14 protein-coding genes, 5 tRNA genes and 1 riboswitch are annotated in these 14,529 nt (G+C 57.1%); of the genes, 14 read left to right on the top strand and 5 right to left on the bottom strand.

The annotated features are described in order from the left end of the window. The first annotated feature begins 45 nt into the window (after nt 1–45). From astB to astE, 3 genes are read left to right on the top strand one after another with little or no spacing between them, the layout of a single operon-like run. The gene (astB, locus tag QOM10_RS22155) at nt 46–1,392 is read left to right on the top strand and encodes an N-succinylarginine dihydrolase (RefSeq protein WP_095048119.1); all 1,347 of its coding nucleotides are present in this window, start codon (nt 46–48) and stop codon (nt 1,390–1,392) included. Between the two features lie 58 nt (nt 1,393–1,450). Beyond that, entirely contained in the window at nt 1,451–1,741 is a 291-nt protein-coding gene (locus QOM10_RS22150) for a hypothetical protein (protein WP_007919345.1), read from the top strand. Nucleotides 1,742–1,753: 12 nt separating this feature from the next. Next, nucleotides 1,754–2,764 carry a succinylglutamate desuccinylase gene (gene astE, locus QOM10_RS22145; RefSeq protein WP_150750298.1) on the top strand — a complete coding sequence of 337 codons (1,011 nt, stop codon included), beginning with the start codon at nt 1,754–1,756 and terminating at the stop codon, nt 2,762–2,764. A 121-nt stretch (nt 2,765–2,885) separates the two neighbouring features. Here the strand turns inward: astE and QOM10_RS22140 are convergent, their stop codons facing one another. Continuing rightward, the gene (locus QOM10_RS22140; RefSeq protein ID WP_016983960.1) at nt 2,886–3,395 is read right to left on the bottom strand and encodes a 6,7-dimethyl-8-ribityllumazine synthase; all 510 of its coding nucleotides are present in this window, start codon (nt 3,393–3,395) and stop codon (nt 2,886–2,888) included. Nucleotides 3,396–3,498: 103 nt separating this feature from the next. Further along, nucleotides 3,499–3,669, bottom strand: a riboswitch (FMN riboswitch). A gap of 198 nt (nt 3,670–3,867) precedes the next feature. Here QOM10_RS22140 and ltaE point away from each other — a divergent pair. From ltaE to QOM10_RS22100, 8 genes are all read left to right on the top strand, one after another. Next, nucleotides 3,868–4,872 carry a low-specificity L-threonine aldolase gene (gene ltaE / locus QOM10_RS22135; protein ID WP_150750297.1) on the top strand — a complete coding sequence of 335 codons (1,005 nt, stop codon included), beginning with the start codon at nt 3,868–3,870 and terminating at the stop codon, nt 4,870–4,872. Nucleotides 4,873–5,018: 146 nt separating this feature from the next. Next, nucleotides 5,019–7,637 (top strand): alanine--tRNA ligase, encoded by a 2,619-nt coding sequence (gene alaS, locus QOM10_RS22130; RefSeq protein ID WP_150750296.1) that lies wholly within the window; start codon nt 5,019–5,021, stop codon nt 7,635–7,637. Nucleotides 7,638–7,727: 90 nt separating this feature from the next. After that, a complete protein-coding gene (locus QOM10_RS22125) occupies nt 7,728–8,969 on the top strand; it encodes an aspartate kinase (protein WP_008086083.1) in 1,242 nt (413 codons plus the stop codon). A 187-nt stretch (nt 8,970–9,156) separates the two neighbouring features. Next, entirely contained in the window at nt 9,157–9,345 is a 189-nt protein-coding gene (csrA, locus tag QOM10_RS22120) for a carbon storage regulator CsrA (RefSeq protein ID WP_002554426.1), read from the top strand. Between the two features lie 62 nt (nt 9,346–9,407). After that, nucleotides 9,408–9,498: transfer RNA gene (locus QOM10_RS22115), tRNA-Ser, on the top strand. Between the two features lie 107 nt (nt 9,499–9,605). Beyond that, nucleotides 9,606–9,682 (top strand) — tRNA-Arg (locus QOM10_RS22110). Nucleotides 9,683–9,753: 71 nt separating this feature from the next. Continuing rightward, a tRNA-Arg gene (locus tag QOM10_RS22105) sits at nt 9,754–9,830 on the top strand. A 72-nt stretch (nt 9,831–9,902) separates the two neighbouring features. After that, a tRNA-Arg gene (locus QOM10_RS22100) sits at nt 9,903–9,979 on the top strand. Between the two features lie 19 nt (nt 9,980–9,998). Here QOM10_RS22100 and QOM10_RS22095 read toward each other — a convergent pair. Continuing rightward, complete coding sequence (locus QOM10_RS22095; protein ID WP_127929426.1) at nt 9,999–10,517, bottom strand: cell envelope protein SmpA; 519 nt, start codon at nt 10,515–10,517, stop codon at nt 9,999–10,001. A gap of 321 nt (nt 10,518–10,838) precedes the next feature. Here QOM10_RS22095 and mgtE point away from each other — a divergent pair, with 321 nt between their 5' ends. Next, nucleotides 10,839–12,281: a magnesium transporter gene (gene mgtE / locus QOM10_RS22090; protein ID WP_007919330.1), complete on the top strand. Its 1,443-nt coding sequence runs from the start codon at nt 10,839–10,841 to the stop codon at nt 12,279–12,281. Between the two features lie 113 nt (nt 12,282–12,394). Here mgtE and QOM10_RS22085 read toward each other — a convergent pair whose 3' ends face one another. Then, nucleotides 12,395–12,721: an Arc family DNA-binding protein gene (locus tag QOM10_RS22085; protein WP_003178899.1), complete on the bottom strand. Its 327-nt coding sequence runs from the start codon at nt 12,719–12,721 to the stop codon at nt 12,395–12,397. Between the two features lie 390 nt (nt 12,722–13,111). Here QOM10_RS22085 and phnN point away from each other — a divergent pair, with 390 nt between their 5' ends. After that, entirely contained in the window at nt 13,112–13,681 is a 570-nt protein-coding gene (phnN, locus tag QOM10_RS22080; RefSeq protein ID WP_316916941.1) for a phosphonate metabolism protein/1,5-bisphosphokinase (PRPP-forming) PhnN, read from the top strand. Here phnN and QOM10_RS22075 read toward each other — a convergent pair. Beyond that, nucleotides 13,656–13,835: a PA3371 family protein gene (locus QOM10_RS22075; RefSeq protein ID WP_150776407.1), complete on the bottom strand. Its 180-nt coding sequence runs from the start codon at nt 13,833–13,835 to the stop codon at nt 13,656–13,658. The two genes, phnN and QOM10_RS22075, sit on opposite strands and share 26 nt — an antisense overlap. Before the next feature lie 20 nt (nt 13,836–13,855). After that, entirely contained in the window at nt 13,856–14,092 is a 237-nt protein-coding gene (locus tag QOM10_RS22070; RefSeq protein WP_127929423.1) for a hypothetical protein, read from the bottom strand. 293 nt (nt 14,093–14,385) lie between these two features. On the opposite strand from QOM10_RS22070, the gene QOM10_RS22065 reads away from it, so the two are divergent. Further along, nucleotides 14,386–14,462, top strand: a tRNA-Arg gene (locus tag QOM10_RS22065). The last annotated feature ends 67 nt before the right edge of the window (nt 14,463–14,529 follow it).

Here is a 14,529-nt window from a genome sequence, read left to right as displayed (position 1 = left end):
TAGTTACTGATGCCTATAACAACAGATTCTCGTGGAGCCTCGCTGATGAAATCCTATGAAGTCAATTTTGACGGTCTAGTGGGGCCGACCCATAACTACGGTGGTCTGTCCTACGGCAACGTTGCGTCCCAGAGCAACAGCCAGCAATCTTCGAACCCGAAGGAAGCGGCGCTGCAAGGCCTGGCGAAGATGAAAGCGCTGATGGAGATGGGCTTTCAGCAAGGCGTGCTGGCGCCACAGGAGCGTCCGGACGTTGCCGCTCTGCGCCGCCTGGGTTTCAGCGGTACTGACGCGCAAGTGATCGAGCGCGCTGCCAAAGAAGCCATGCCACTGCTGGTCGCCAGTTGCTCGGCGTCGAGCATGTGGGTGGCCAACGCCGCCACGGTCAGCCCGAGTGCCGACACCGCAGACGGCCGCGTGCATTTCACCGCCGCCAACCTCAACTGCAAGTACCACCGCAGCATCGAGCATCCGACCACCAGTCGCGTGCTCGGCGCGATGTTCGCCAATCAGCAGCACTTCGCCCATCACGCTGCTCTGCCGGCAGTGGCGCAATTTGGTGACGAAGGCGCGGCCAACCACACGCGTTTCTGCCGTGAATATGGCGAGGCGGGCGTCGAATTCTTCGTGTTCGGTCGCAGTGCTTTCGACAATCGTTTCCCGGCGCCACAGAAATATCCGGCGCGCCAGACCCTCGAAGCCTCGCAAGCCGTTGCGCGTCTGCACGGTCTGCGTGACGAAGGCGTGGTTTACGCCCAGCAGAACCCGAACGTGATCGATCAGGGCGTGTTCCACAATGACGTGATCGCCGTGGGTAACGGTGAAGTGCTGTTCTATCACGAGGATGCATTCCTCGAGACCGATCAAATGCTGGCCGAACTGCAAAGCAAACTGGCCAAGGTCGGCGGCAACTTCCAGTCCGTGTGCGTGCCGCGTTCGGCGGTGACCGTGGATGACGCGGTGCGCTCGTACCTGTTCAACAGCCAATTGCTCTCGCGTCCTGATGGCTCGATGTTGCTGATCGTGCCGCAAGAGTGCCAGGCCAACGAGCGCGTCTGGGCTTACCTGCAAAGCCTGACCAGCTCCGGCGGTCTGATCCGCGAAGTAAAAGTCTTCGACCTCAAGCAAAGCATGCAGAACGGCGGTGGCCCGGCGTGCCTGCGACTGCGCGTCGCGCTAAACGAAACCGAACTGGCAGCCGTCAACCCAGGGGTTATCATGACGCCACCGTTGTACGGTTCGTTGACCGCATGGGTTGAAAAGCACTACCGCGACCGCCTGAGCGAAACCGATCTGGCGGATCCGCAATTGCTGCTTGAATGCCGGACGGCACTGGATGAACTGACGCAAATCCTTAAACTGGGCGCGGTTTATCCATTCCAGATCAATTGATGGCCGGCGCGTCGCCTGAACGCGGCGCGCGGCTTGTCTCCCCCAAGAGAGTAAAAACATGAGCGATTCCCTGCAGCTGATCCTTGAAGACACCGACGGCACGCAACTGGAGACTTCCTGCACCCGCGTTGCGGTCATGTGGCAAGGCAAAGAGCTGTGGATCCAGCAGGACGGCCGTGGCCAACTGCTGATCGGCGTGGACGTTGAAGAAGGTGACGCCGAGTACGCCAACCTGCTGCTGCGCCCATTGGCGACTAATCTGGTAAGTCTGCAACTGGAAATGGAACCGGCTGACGTCGGCGACGACGAAGACCACGTGCACGGCCCGGATTGCAACCACGACCACTAAGGAAACCGTTCTATGCTCGCCCTCGGCAAACTGCTTGAACTGACCCTCGCCGGCCGCGAACCGGCGGAGAAGACTCAACTGACTGTCGAAGGCGTGCGTATGCGCTGGTTGAGCGAAGGTGCGCTGGAAGTCCGGCCACCGGAAGCGCGCGACAATGGCCTGGACCTGCTGCTGTCGGCAGGCATCCACGGCAATGAAACTGCGCCGATCGAGTTGCTTGATCGGTTGCTGCACGACATCGCTCGCGGCGATCTGAAGCCGCGCGCACGCATTCTGTTCCTGTTTGGCAACCCGGAAGCGATTCGCAAAGGCGAGCGTTTCGTCGAGCAGGACGTCAATCGGCTGTTCAACGGCCGTCATGAACAAAGCAGTGGCAGCGAAGCACTGCGTGCCTGTGAGCTGGAGCGTCTGGCAGCGAGCTTTTTCAGCAAACCGGATCGCCAGCGTCTGCACTACGACCTGCACACCGCTATTCGCGGTTCGAAGATCGAGCAGTTTGCCTTGTATCCGTGGAAGGAAGGTCGCCAGCATTCGCGTCTTGAGCTGGCACGTCTGCGCGCTGCGGGCATGGAAGCGGTGCTGTTGCAGAACAAACCGTCGATCGTGTTCAGCTCGTACACCTACGACAAGCTCGGTGCCGAGGCTTTCACGCTGGAACTGGGCAAGGCGCGGCCGTTCGGGCAGAACGACGGGGTTAACGTCTCGCTGCTGGAAACTCGTCTGAAGCAGATCATCGAAGGTACCGAGCCGGAGATGGCGGAGCAGGGGCTAGACGGTTTGCAGCTGTTCAGTGTCGCCCGGGAAATCATCAAGCACAGTGATGCGTTCCGCTTGAACCTGCCGCAGGACATCGAAAACTTTTCAGAGTTGGACGTGGGTTACGTGCTGGCCGAAGATCTGGCCAATACCCGCTGGATCATTGAGGAAGAGGGCGCACGTATCATCTTCCCCAATCCCAAGGTCAAGAACGGCTTGCGCGCGGGCATTCTGATCGTCCCGACCACCGACGAAAATCTCGCCTGACCCGATGATCGTTCCCACGCTCCGCGTGGGAATGCAGCCCGGGACGCTCCGCGTCCCAAAGCGGACGCAGAGCGTCCATTGAGGCATTCCCACGCAGAGCGTGGGAACGATCGTTCGAGGCTTAGACGGCTACAGCACGCGGCTCTGTACGACGCAATGCCCGAACCTTCTGCAGCGTATCCGCGCAAGTCCTTGCCGCTTCCTGACCCTTGTGTACAAAGTGCTCAAAGAAGAACTTCTGATGCTCGTCACCGGCATGGAAGTGATGCGGCGTCAACGACACCGAGAACACCGGCACTTCGGTTTCCAGTTGCACCTGCATCAGGCCGCTGACCACCGATTGGGCGACGAATTCGTGGCGGTAGATGCCGCCGTCCACCACCAGGGCTGCCGCGACGATGCCGGCATAACGACCGGTCTTGGCCAGCAACTTGGCGTGCAGCGGCATTTCAAAAGCGCCGCCGACTTCGAAGATATCGATGTCGGATTCCTGATAACCCAGGGCAATCATTTCGGCAACGAAGCCTTTACGGCTCTGGTCGACGATTTCCTTGTGCCAGCAGGCTTGGATGAACGCGACGCGCTCGCCATGAGGGTGTTTGCTTTTGCTGTCGATAGCGGTGGGTTGCATGTTCTGACTCCTGTTTGTGTGAAAAACAGGGCGTTATGAATCGAAAGGGATTCAAGGGTACGAGCGCACGCACGAATGCACGCGGACGGCCCTTTGGCGTTAATCCCGTTCTCTCTTCATCCGGACTATGACCGTCGGCCCCGGAATCACACCGGGTCTGCTGACCTTGTCGCCGCGCACAACCAAAGCCGTGTCAGCACCAAGCGCTCGCGGGCTATGCGCATTGCGCGCAATTACCGCCGGTGGGGAATTGCACCCCGCCCTGAGAACGTTTTTGCCGCCCTTTCTCGGGCGGCGCAGCGTTTTTAACACAGATTGTGTGTCTGTGCATTGCGCCTTTCTGATGATTGCCATCGAATTTTTTGACGACTCGAAATGACTTTTCCTTGCGCAAGGGTTGATTAATCCCCGCGATGACCGCAGTAATTCCACTTCGTAAAGGGATTTCCCCTGCTGATTAGAGGCCAGGTTCATGAGTGTTATCGATCTTCGTAGCGACACCGTCACCCAACCGACTCCGGCCATGCTCGACGCGATGACTGCGGCGGACACCGGTGATGACGTTTACGGCGAAGATCCAACGGTCAATCGCCTGGAGGCCGAGCTGGCCAAGCGCCTCGGCTTTGCCGCCGCTTTGTTCGTGCCGACCGGCACCATGAGTAATCTGCTGGGGTTGATGGCGCACTGTGAGCGCGGCGACGAGTACATCGTTGGTCAGCAGGCGCACACCTACAAGTACGAAGGTGGTGGCGCTGCGGTGCTCGGCTCGATCCAGCCGCAGCCGCTGGAAGTACAGGCGGACGGTTCGCTGGATCTCGATCAGGTCGCGGCAGCGATCAAGCCGGATGACTTCCATTTCGCTCGAACTCGTTTGCTGGCGCTGGAAAACACCATGCAGGGCAAAGTGCTGCCGCTGGAGTATCTGGCCCGCGCCCGCCGCTTTACTCAGGACAAAGGCTTGCAACTGCACCTCGACGGCGCGCGCCTGTACAACGCAGCGGTGAAACTTGGTGTGGATGCACGGGAAATCACTCAGTACTTTGATTCGGTGTCGGTGTGCCTGTCCAAAGGCCTCGGTGCCCCGGTGGGGTCGGTGCTGTGCGGCTCTGAGCAGTTGATCGGCAAAGCTCGTCGCTTGCGCAAAATGGTCGGCGGCGGCATGCGCCAGGCCGGACTGCTGGCAGCGGCAGGCCTGTATGCGCTGGATCACAACGTCGAGCGTCTGGCCGACGACCACGCCAACGCGCAATTGCTCGCCGATGGCTTGCGTGAAGCAGGTTTCATCGTCGAACCCGTGCAAACCAACATGGTTTATGTGCAAATGGGCGACAAAGCCGAAGCACTCAAGGCGTTTGCCGGCGAACGCGGGATCAAATTGAGCGCTGCTGCGCGTCTGCGTATGGTCACGCACATGGACGTCAACCGCTCGCAAATCGAGCAAGTGATCGCGACATTCGTCGAGTTTTCGCGCAAGTGACAGCGTTAGCCGTCCAATTGACCGTTTCTATCGTATAAACACGCTGTACCCCGCGCGCAGGGCCGATATAATGCGGCCCTTTGCCGTCGCTTCGTCTGTTGACGTTTCGAACAGGCCTTTGGCCGCAGCCTCCGTGGAAGAACCTAATGAAAAGCGCAGAAATCCGTGAAGCCTTCCTTCGCTTCTTCGAAGAGCAAGGCCACACCCGTGTAGCCTCCAGCTCTTTGATTCCGGGCAACGACCCAACCCTGCTGTTCACTAACGCGGGGATGAACCAGTTCAAGGACTGCTTCCTGGGCCAGGAAAAACGTGCGTACACCCGTGCGACCAGCAGCCAGAAATGCGTGCGTGCCGGTGGCAAGAACAGCGACCTGGAAAACGTCGGTTATACCGCTCGTCACCACACGTTCTTCGAAATGCTCGGTAACTTCAGCTTCGGTGACTATTTCAAGAAGGACGCGATTACCTACGCGTGGACCTTCCTGACCGGCGTTCTGCAACTGCCTAAGGAAAAACTCTGGGTCACCGTCTACGCCTCCGACGACGAAGCGTATGACATCTGGACCAAAGAAATCGGTGTGCCGGTCGAGCGCATGATCCGCATCGGCGACAACAAAGGCGCGCCGTACGCCTCCGACAACTTCTGGACCATGGGCGATACCGGCCCGTGCGGTCCATGCACCGAGATTTTCTACGATCACGGCGACCACATCTGGGGCGGCCCACCGGGCTCGCCGGAAGAAGACGGCGATCGTTACATCGAGATCTGGAACAACGTGTTCATGCAGTTCAACCGCACCGCCGACGGCGTGTTGCATCCGTTGCCAGCGCCGTCGGTCGATACCGGTATGGGCCTGGAGCGGATCAGTGCGGTGATGCAGCATGTCAATTCCAACTACGACATCGATCTGTTCAAGAACCTGCTGAAGGCCTCGGCCGAAGCGATCGGTTGCGAAAACGGTGATCAGTCTTCGCTGAAAGTAGTGTCCGACCACATCCGTTCGTGCGGCTTCCTGATCGCCGACGGCGTGTTGCCGTCCAACGAAGGTCGCGGTTATGTGCTGCGCCGGATCATCCGTCGCGCCTGCCGTCACGGCAATAAGCTGGGCGCTACTGGCAGCTTCTTCTACAAGATCGTCGCGGCGCTGGTTGCCGAGATGGGCGAAGCCTTCCCGGAACTGAAAAAGCAGCAAAGCAACATCGAGCGCGTGCTCAAGGCCGAAGAAGAGCAGTTCTCCAAAACCCTGGAGCACGGCCTGAAAATTCTCGAGCAGGACCTGCTGGAACTCAAAGGCACCGTGGTGCCGGGCGACGTGGTGTTCAAACTCTACGACACCTACGGTTTCCCGATGGACCTGACCGCCGACATCGCCCGCGAGCGCAGCCTGACGGTCGACGAAGCCGGTTTCGAACGTGAGATGGAAGCCCAGCGTGTTCGCGCGCGTTCGGCCAGCTCGTTCGGTCTGGACTACAACACCTTGGTCAAGGTTGATGTGGCCACCGAATTCACCGGCTACAAAGACACCAGCGGTTCGGCAAAAATTGTCGCTATCTATAAAGATGGCCAGTCGGTCGACGTCTTGAATGAAGGCGAAGAGGCGGTGATCGTTCTGAACCAGACGCCGTTCTACGCTGAATCCGGCGGCCAGATCGGCGACTGCGGTTTCCTTCAGGCGGGCAGCGCACGTTTCGACGTACGTGACACCACCAAGACTGGCGGCGCATTCCTGCACCACGGCGTGCTGGATTCGGGCAGCCTGACCATCGGCGCGCCAGTGGAAACCCACGTCGATGCCGAAGTGCGTCACGCGACTTCGTTGAACCACTCGGCAACCCACTTGCTCCACGCGGCACTGCGTCAGGTACTGGGCGAGCACGTTCAGCAGAAAGGTTCGTTGGTGGATAGCCAGCGTCTGCGTTTCGACTTCAGCCACTTTGAAGCGATCAAGCCTGAGCAGATCAAAGCGCTGGAAGACATCGTCAACGCCGAGATCCGCAAGAACTCGGCGGTTGAAACCGAAGAAACCGACATCGAAACCGCCAAGAACAAAGGCGCGATGGCGCTGTTCGGCGAGAAGTACGGCGACAACGTGCGCGTGCTGAGCATGGGCGGCGATTTCTCCGTCGAGCTGTGCGGCGGTATCCACGCCAACCGTACCGGCGACATCGGCCTGCTGAAAATCATCAGCGAAGGCGGTGTGGCCTCGGGCGTGCGTCGTATCGAAGCAGTGACCGGTGCTGCGGCACTGGCCTACTTGAATGCTGCAGAAGAACAACTCAAGGAAGCGGCCAGCCTGGTCAAGGGCAGCCGCGACAACCTGATCGACAAGCTGTCGGCTGTGCTGGAGCGCAATCGCCAACTGGAGAAGCAGCTCGAGCAGTTGCAAGCCAAGGCGGCCAGTGCTGCGGGCGACGATCTGTCGTCCTCGGCTCTGGACGTCAAAGGCGTGAAGGTTTTGGCCGCACGTCTGGATGGTCAGGACGCCAAGGCGCTGTTGGCGCTGGTTGATCAGTTGAAGAACAAACTCGGCCGCGCAGTGATCCTGCTCGGCAGTGTCCATGAGGAAAAGGTCGTTCTGGTTGCAGGCGTAACCAAAGACCTGACTGGCCAACTCAAAGCCGGTGATTTGATGAAACAGGCTGCTGCGGCAGTGGGCGGGAAGGGCGGTGGTCGTCCGGACATGGCGCAGGGCGGCGGTGTTGATGCCGGCGCGCTGGATGGCGCACTGGCGCTGACCGTTCCATTCGTCGAGCAGGGTTTATAAGACGGCCCGTCGGGCCCGCAGTCTAGTGGCGGGCCCGGCGGCTGTTCGAGTGATTATTGGGCGCCCTTCATGGGCAGAGGCGGCTTTGAAATGGCTTTGATCGTACAGAAATTTGGAGGCACCTCGGTCGGTACTGTCGAGAGAATCGAGCAGGTCGCCGACAAGGTTAAGAAATTCCGCGATGCCGGCGATGACCTGGTGGTTGTGCTGTCTGCAATGAGCGGCGAAACCAACCGTCTGATCGATCTGGCCAAGCAAATCAGTGGCGACGGCCAACCGGTTCCGCGTGAACTGGACGTGATCGTTTCCACCGGTGAGCAGGTGACGATTGCCCTGTTGGCCATGGCGCTGATCAAGCGCGGTGTGCCGGCGGTGTCGTACACCGGTAATCAGGTGCGGATCCTGACCGACAGTGCGCACAATAAAGCGCGTATCTTGCAGATTGATGACCAGAAGATTCGTGGCGATCTGAAAGCGGGTCGCGTGGTAGTTGTCGCCGGTTTCCAGGGCGTCGACGAGCACGGCAACATTACCACCCTGGGTCGTGGCGGTTCTGACACCACCGGCGTGGCACTGGCTGCTGCGTTGAAGGCTGACGAGTGCCAGATCTACACCGACGTTGATGGTGTTTACACCACCGATCCGCGCGTTGTGCCGGTCGCTCAGCGTCTGGACAAGATCACCTTCGAAGAGATGCTGGAAATGGCCAGCCTCGGTTCCAAGGTGTTGCAGATCCGTGCGGTGGAATTCGCCGGCAAGTACAACGTTCCGCTGCGCGTACTGCACAGCTTCAAGGAGGGTCCGGGCACCCTCATTACTATTGATGAAGAGGAAACCATGGAACAGCCGATCATTTCCGGCATCGCTTTCAACCGCGATGAAGCCAAGCTGACCATCCGTGGCGTGCCAGACACCCCGGGTGTGGCGTTCAAGATTCTCGGCCCGATCAGTGCCGCGAACATCGAAGTCGACATGATCGTGCAGAACGTCGCGCACGATAACACCACCGACTTCACCTTCACCGTGCACCGCAACGACTACCAGGCCGCACAGACCGTGCTGGAAAACACCGCTCGCGAGATCGGTGCCCGTGAAGTCGTAGGCGACACCAAGATTGCCAAGGTCTCGATCGTCGGCGTCGGCATGCGTTCTCACGCAGGCGTGGCCAGCCGCATGTTCGAATCCCTGGCAAAGGAAAGCATCAACATCCAGATGATCTCGACTTCGGAAATCAAGGTTTCCGTGGTGATTGAAGAGAAGTACCTGGAACTGGCTGTGCGCGCCCTGCACACGGCTTTCGAACTGGATGCTCCGGCCCGTCAAGGCGAGTAATTCCGTTTCTTGAAGGGCGCGGTCTGACCGCGCCCTTTATTTTTTGAATGGCGCGAGCCCTGAACTGTTCTTTTGCTCGCGCTGGTCAATACTCAGGCATGTAGGGCTACGATCGCTCCGGTTGTAGGTCGGGTGCCTTTTTTTTGCAGACTGTTGTCCCTGAACTGAATTGCGTGAGGAGAAAGGTATGCTGATTCTGACTCGTCGGTGCGCAGAAAGCCTGATTATCGGTGATGGCGAAATCACCGTGACCGTGCTCGGCGTTAAAGGAAACCAAGTGCGTATCGGCGTCAACGCCCCGAAAGAGGTTGCTGTGCACCGTGAGGAAATTTACCTGCGTATAAAGAAAGAGAAGGACGAAGAACCAAGCCATTAATTTTTATCGATTTTTATGTTTGCAAACGGGGAAAAGGTTGGTTAAGATACGCCCCGTGTTGCGGAGAGCTGGCCGAGTGGCCGAAGGCGCTCCCCTGCTAAGGGAGTACACCTCAAAAGGGTGTCGGGGGTTCGAATCCCCCGTTCTCCGCCATTATTTGCTTAGTACGTCGTAATCTGGCTTTTTCTGTAAGTTGTTGAAATTAATAGAAAAAGTGGTTGGAATAGAGATTAGACGGGCTATAATGCGGCGCAACAAATGCACTCGTAGCTCAGCTGGATAGAGTACTCGGCTACGAACCGAGCGGTCACAGGTTCGAATCCTGTCGAGTGCACCATTTAAGAGTTAGTTACAGCGATGTAAATAACTCGGCTTCAACCAGATGTGATCTGGTCTAAAAACACAAATGCACTCGTAGCTCAGCTGGATAGAGTACTCGGCTACGAACCGAGCGGTCACAGGTTCGAATCCTGTCGAGTGCACCATTTAAGAGTTAGTTGCAGCAATGTGAATAACTTGGTTTCAGCCAGTTGTGGTCTGGTCTAAAAACACAAATTGCACTCGTAGCTCAGCTGGATAGAGTACTCGGCTACGAACCGAGCGGTCACAGGTTCGAATCCTGTCGAGTGCACCATATACCGAAAAGCCCGCGTTTATCGCGGGCTTTTTGCTGTCCGGGATTTGGCTTTTGCCTTCACGCACCCCCTCTCATCAAAATCAATTTGAGCACTACGGCCTCGCTTGAGGTCGTATCGATAGCTGGTCGTCGATGTTCGGGTATTTACCTTGTCCGGTTTGCCTAGCGCGCTTTCGACGTCTTGTTGGTTCATGCCGGCAATGACGCGTCGATTGATGATCGCTGCGCGCCGTTGCCTGGCGTCGATCAGATTTCCGCATTTGTCTTCGGTGTGGCCAACGATGCCTGGTTCGCGGCCTTTGGTTGTCATGCCGGATGTTTCTTCATGGTTGTGTTCCGGCATCACTGCCACAACTGATCCGGGTGAGTAGGGGTGGACTTCCTGTGCTGAGCGCTGCTCACCTTGTGCACAGCTCATCGAGGTGAACGTGATGCTGCCATCGGCGGCTTCGCAGCGATGGAGGGTGAGGGCGGCCCCGGTGGGCGGCAGGCAGAGCAGGCTGGTGAGTACGAGGTGGGATGGTTTCAATGGCATTCGGCGTCCTCCATGACGATCTACGCTCAAGGGTAGACGCTGCATTTTCGAGTGTTGGTGTGTTTTCTTTTCAGGATGAGTCGTCGCATGTGCAGGGATCAGGACAGTGCTCAGGTTTGTTTCGCAAGCGCTTGTTTCGACCGTGATTTTTTAACGTTTTAAACCGTCAGGCGGTGTATCATTGCGCCCGTCAGCCCCGCCGGGGCTTATGGAAAACCTCCATGGACTTACCCAGTAGTTACTCAGTACCCCGTTTCACCAATCATGAATTGACTGATTGATCCTTCCGGCGTGCCCCGCTGCTGGGAGTGGAGTTCGCCTATGTCTGAAATCGAAGTAAAGAAAACACAAGAAAGCCTGCAGGATCGCCTGGCTCAGGTCGTCGAGCTGCTGCAGCGCCAGCGGGTCGTCGAAGACCTGACTCATCGCCAGGAAGGCGCGCATCACGACCGCGTCGAAAATCTGGTTCACCGGCAAAATCTCGTCGAGCTGCAGCGCAAACTCGATGATCTGCACTCCGCCGACGTCGCCTACATTCTTGAAGCCTTGCCGCTGGACGACCGTCTGACGCTCTGGCAATTGGTCAAGGCTGATCGCGACGGCGACATTCTTCTCGAAGTATCCGACTCCGTTCGTGAAACGCTGATCGCCGACATGGACGATCACGAACTCCTGGCTGCTGCCAAGGACATGGACGCCGACGAACTTGCTGACCTGGCTTCCGAGCTGCCGCGAGACGTCGTTCATGAGTTGATGGAGAGCCTGGATAACCAGCAACGTGAACGCGTCCGTTCGGCCCTGTCTTACGACGAGGAGCAGGTCGGCGCGTTGATGGACTTCGAGATGGTAACCATCCGTGAGGATGTCAGCCTCGAAGTTGTTCTGCGTTATCTGCGTCGCCTCAAAGAGCTGCCGGGTCATACCGACAAGCTGTTCGTCGTTGACTACGACGGCGTGCTCAAAGGTGTGCTGCCGATCAAGCGCCTGCTGGTCAATGATCCGGACAAGCAGGTTGCCGAGGTGATGGCCAGCGATCCGGTGAGTTTCCATCCGGACGAAGATGCCTACGACGCTGCTCAGGCGTTCGAACGTTACGACTTGATCTCGGCTCCGGTGGTCGACAAGAACGGCAAGCTGATTGGTCGTCTGACCATTGACGAAATGGTTGACCTGATTCGTGAAGAAAGTGAGAACGAAGTTCTCAACATGGCCGGTCTGCGTGAAGAGGAAGACATTTTCGCTTCGGTCTGGAAGTCTTTACGCAACCGTTGGGCATGGCTGGCGATCAATTTGATCACTGCGTTTGTCGCCTCTCGAGTGATCGGTCTGTTCGAAGGCTCGATCGAGAAGCTGGTAGCGCTCGCAGCGCTGATGCCGATTGTGGCCGGTATTGGTGGCAACTCCGGTAACCAGACGATCACCATGATCGTTCGCGCCATGGCGCTCGACCAGGTAAGCACAGGCAATACTTCGCGCCTGATGCGCAAAGAGCTGGCGGTAGGCCTGATCAATGGCCTGGTCTGGGGCGGTGTGATTGGTGTGGTTGCTTATCTTCTCTACGGCAGTTGGTCGTTGGGCGTGGTAATGACCGCGGCTATGACGCTCAACTTGCTGTTGGCGGCGTTGATGGGAGTATTGATTCCGATGACCCTGGCAAAAATGGGGCGCGACCCAGCCATGGGTGCAAGTGTGATGATTACCGCGATGACCGACAGTGGTGGCTTTTTCATCTTCCTCGGGCTGGCGACAATCTTCCTGCTCTGATCAGCTGCATCGAAACAGCCCGCCTATTGGCGGGCTTTTTCTTGTCTGCGAAATCTCGAATTCCGCGCAAAAAAAAGCCAGCAGTTAAGCTGGCTTGAGATGTTCGGTATGGCTCAGGACGCGTCTGCTGCCATTTCGGCGTCATGGGCAATCAAGGACACCAAAGCGTTTTGCTGACGATGAGATAGCTGGCGGAAACGTTGCAACAGCTCGCGCTCGTGCAACGACAGCTCCGGGCTGTCCAGGCGCATGCTCAGCTCTTCGCCCAGTGCACCTTCCTGAATAAGACTCTGCTCAAGGCGCGCAATGATCTCGGAGTTCATGCTGCGATGATGATTGCGAGCCACCTCGGCAATGCGTTCACGCATTCCGTCTGGCAGACGTACGACGAACTTGTCAGCCGTACGGCTGGAATAAATTGCCTGTTTCAATGGGCGCATATATTTAACCGGTTAGTTCAGGGGAGCGGTTCTCGGGATTGGCCGCAGGATGTGTGGTAGGACAAGCATCCGCGCCAAATGGTTCAACCTGAATTGTTAAGAGGCCCGCATCATGCCTCAAAATTGCCAGATCATTGGCGTCAATTCTGTGACAAATATTGAGCTGGGTAAAGGCGTAATGCCAGCACCAATTATCAGAAATGCGGACTGGTTGGAAATCTTCGCCTCTGTCCACATCCTTTGCCGCTTCCGGCGGTACATCAATTGATGTCCGCAAGCATCAGAACGTGCATGCTATGCGGGTTCTGCATCCTTGCTCCTTATCTGTACAGGATAGTGGCAAATTGCCGATTTACTAGTGGCAGACACCTGCCGGAGGGCGTTTTCAGGATGGATGGCAAGCTTATTTATTTGATGGGGCCGTCCGGTTCGGGCAAGGACAGTTTGATTGAGGCTGCACGTGAACCACTGCAGGCAATGAACTGCGAGATCATCCGGCGGGTTATTACTCGATCAGCCGAGTCGGTGGGCGAGGATGCGGTGGGTGTGACGCCCGAGGAATTCGAGAATCGTCAGTTCGCTGGCGATTTTTCGCTGGCTTGGCATGCTAACGGTCTTGCGTATGGAATACCGATTGAGATGAATCATTTGTTGGCAGCGGGGCGGCACGTGCTGGTCAACGGCTCCCGCGCAAACCTTCGCCAAGCGTTGGAGCGCTACCCGACGTTGGTACCTGTTCTATTGACGGTAGATGACGAGGTTTTGCAAGAGCGTCTTCTTCGACGCGGTCGGGAGACACTTGAACAGATAGAGGCTCGACTTGGCCGCAATACATTGTTCAAGGACAGAAGATCAAGCGATGAGTCGGTACATGTAATCGACAATTCGGGCGACTTGGCGGGCGCGGTGAGTCAATTGCTGGATGTGATCCGGTTTAACGCAGTACCGGATCGAACTTGATTTTGCGACCAGCGATCAGTGCCAGGACAAACAATACCGAAAACACGCCGCAAACAATCAGTGGCAGGGTGACAACGGTGTCCTCGAACAGCGAAAAATGCATGACACCACTCATAACGGCGAGAATCAGAAATCCTGCGGCTGACTTTGACATGCTGTACTCCTGAAGATATTTCAAAAAACCAGACGGTTGATCATTTGGGGTGGCAGGGCTTGCTCTCGGGCGCTGACAGCTCTTGGAGCAAAGCTGTCTTTATCGGTTAGAACTGCCAATTGGGGTTGCCTCTGCACTTGCAGGTAATGCGGCATACGTTGGGCTACCGATTTCTGGGTGGCGCTTTCAGGCATAAAGTGAAAGCTGGCCAAAATCGCCAATGCAGCGGCGTTTGCAAGTAAGAGGGTGGTATTCATGAGCGGCGCTCCGATTGTTCTTCTATTGAACAGGCAAAGCAGTCGTCGTGCCAACAGTCTAACCGCTGTTTAGTCCTTTAAAAACAAGGATTTGAGAGGTTTTTTGGGCTTGCAGGGCTTGCAATCTGCATTGGTGGCGTCTTAAGGGCGTGCAAAATGCACGGTAAAACTTCCCGCAGCATTGCGGTGTGCATGCCTACACTTAATATGGCTACGGATGACATGACAAATCAGGACTTGGCCGTTAACATGCAGGCCGTCCGTCACGCAGCGTCTGCTCGTGACAACCCCGTGTCTCAGTAGCTCAATTGGATAGAGCATCCCCCTCCTAAGGGGAAGGTTGGCAGTTCGAACCTGCCCTGGGACACCATCTATTGTTTGAACTTCCCTCTGTTACCAGATTTCACCGGCCTCCAGCCGCTCTATAACGCGATCAT

This window comes from Pseudomonas sp. P108 (assembly GCF_032613195.1).
In the GTDB taxonomy this organism is placed as follows: domain Bacteria; phylum Pseudomonadota; class Gammaproteobacteria; order Pseudomonadales; family Pseudomonadaceae; genus Aquipseudomonas.
Note: the sequence above shows the minus strand (reverse complement) of the source record. Positions and strands in the feature narration are given on the sequence as shown.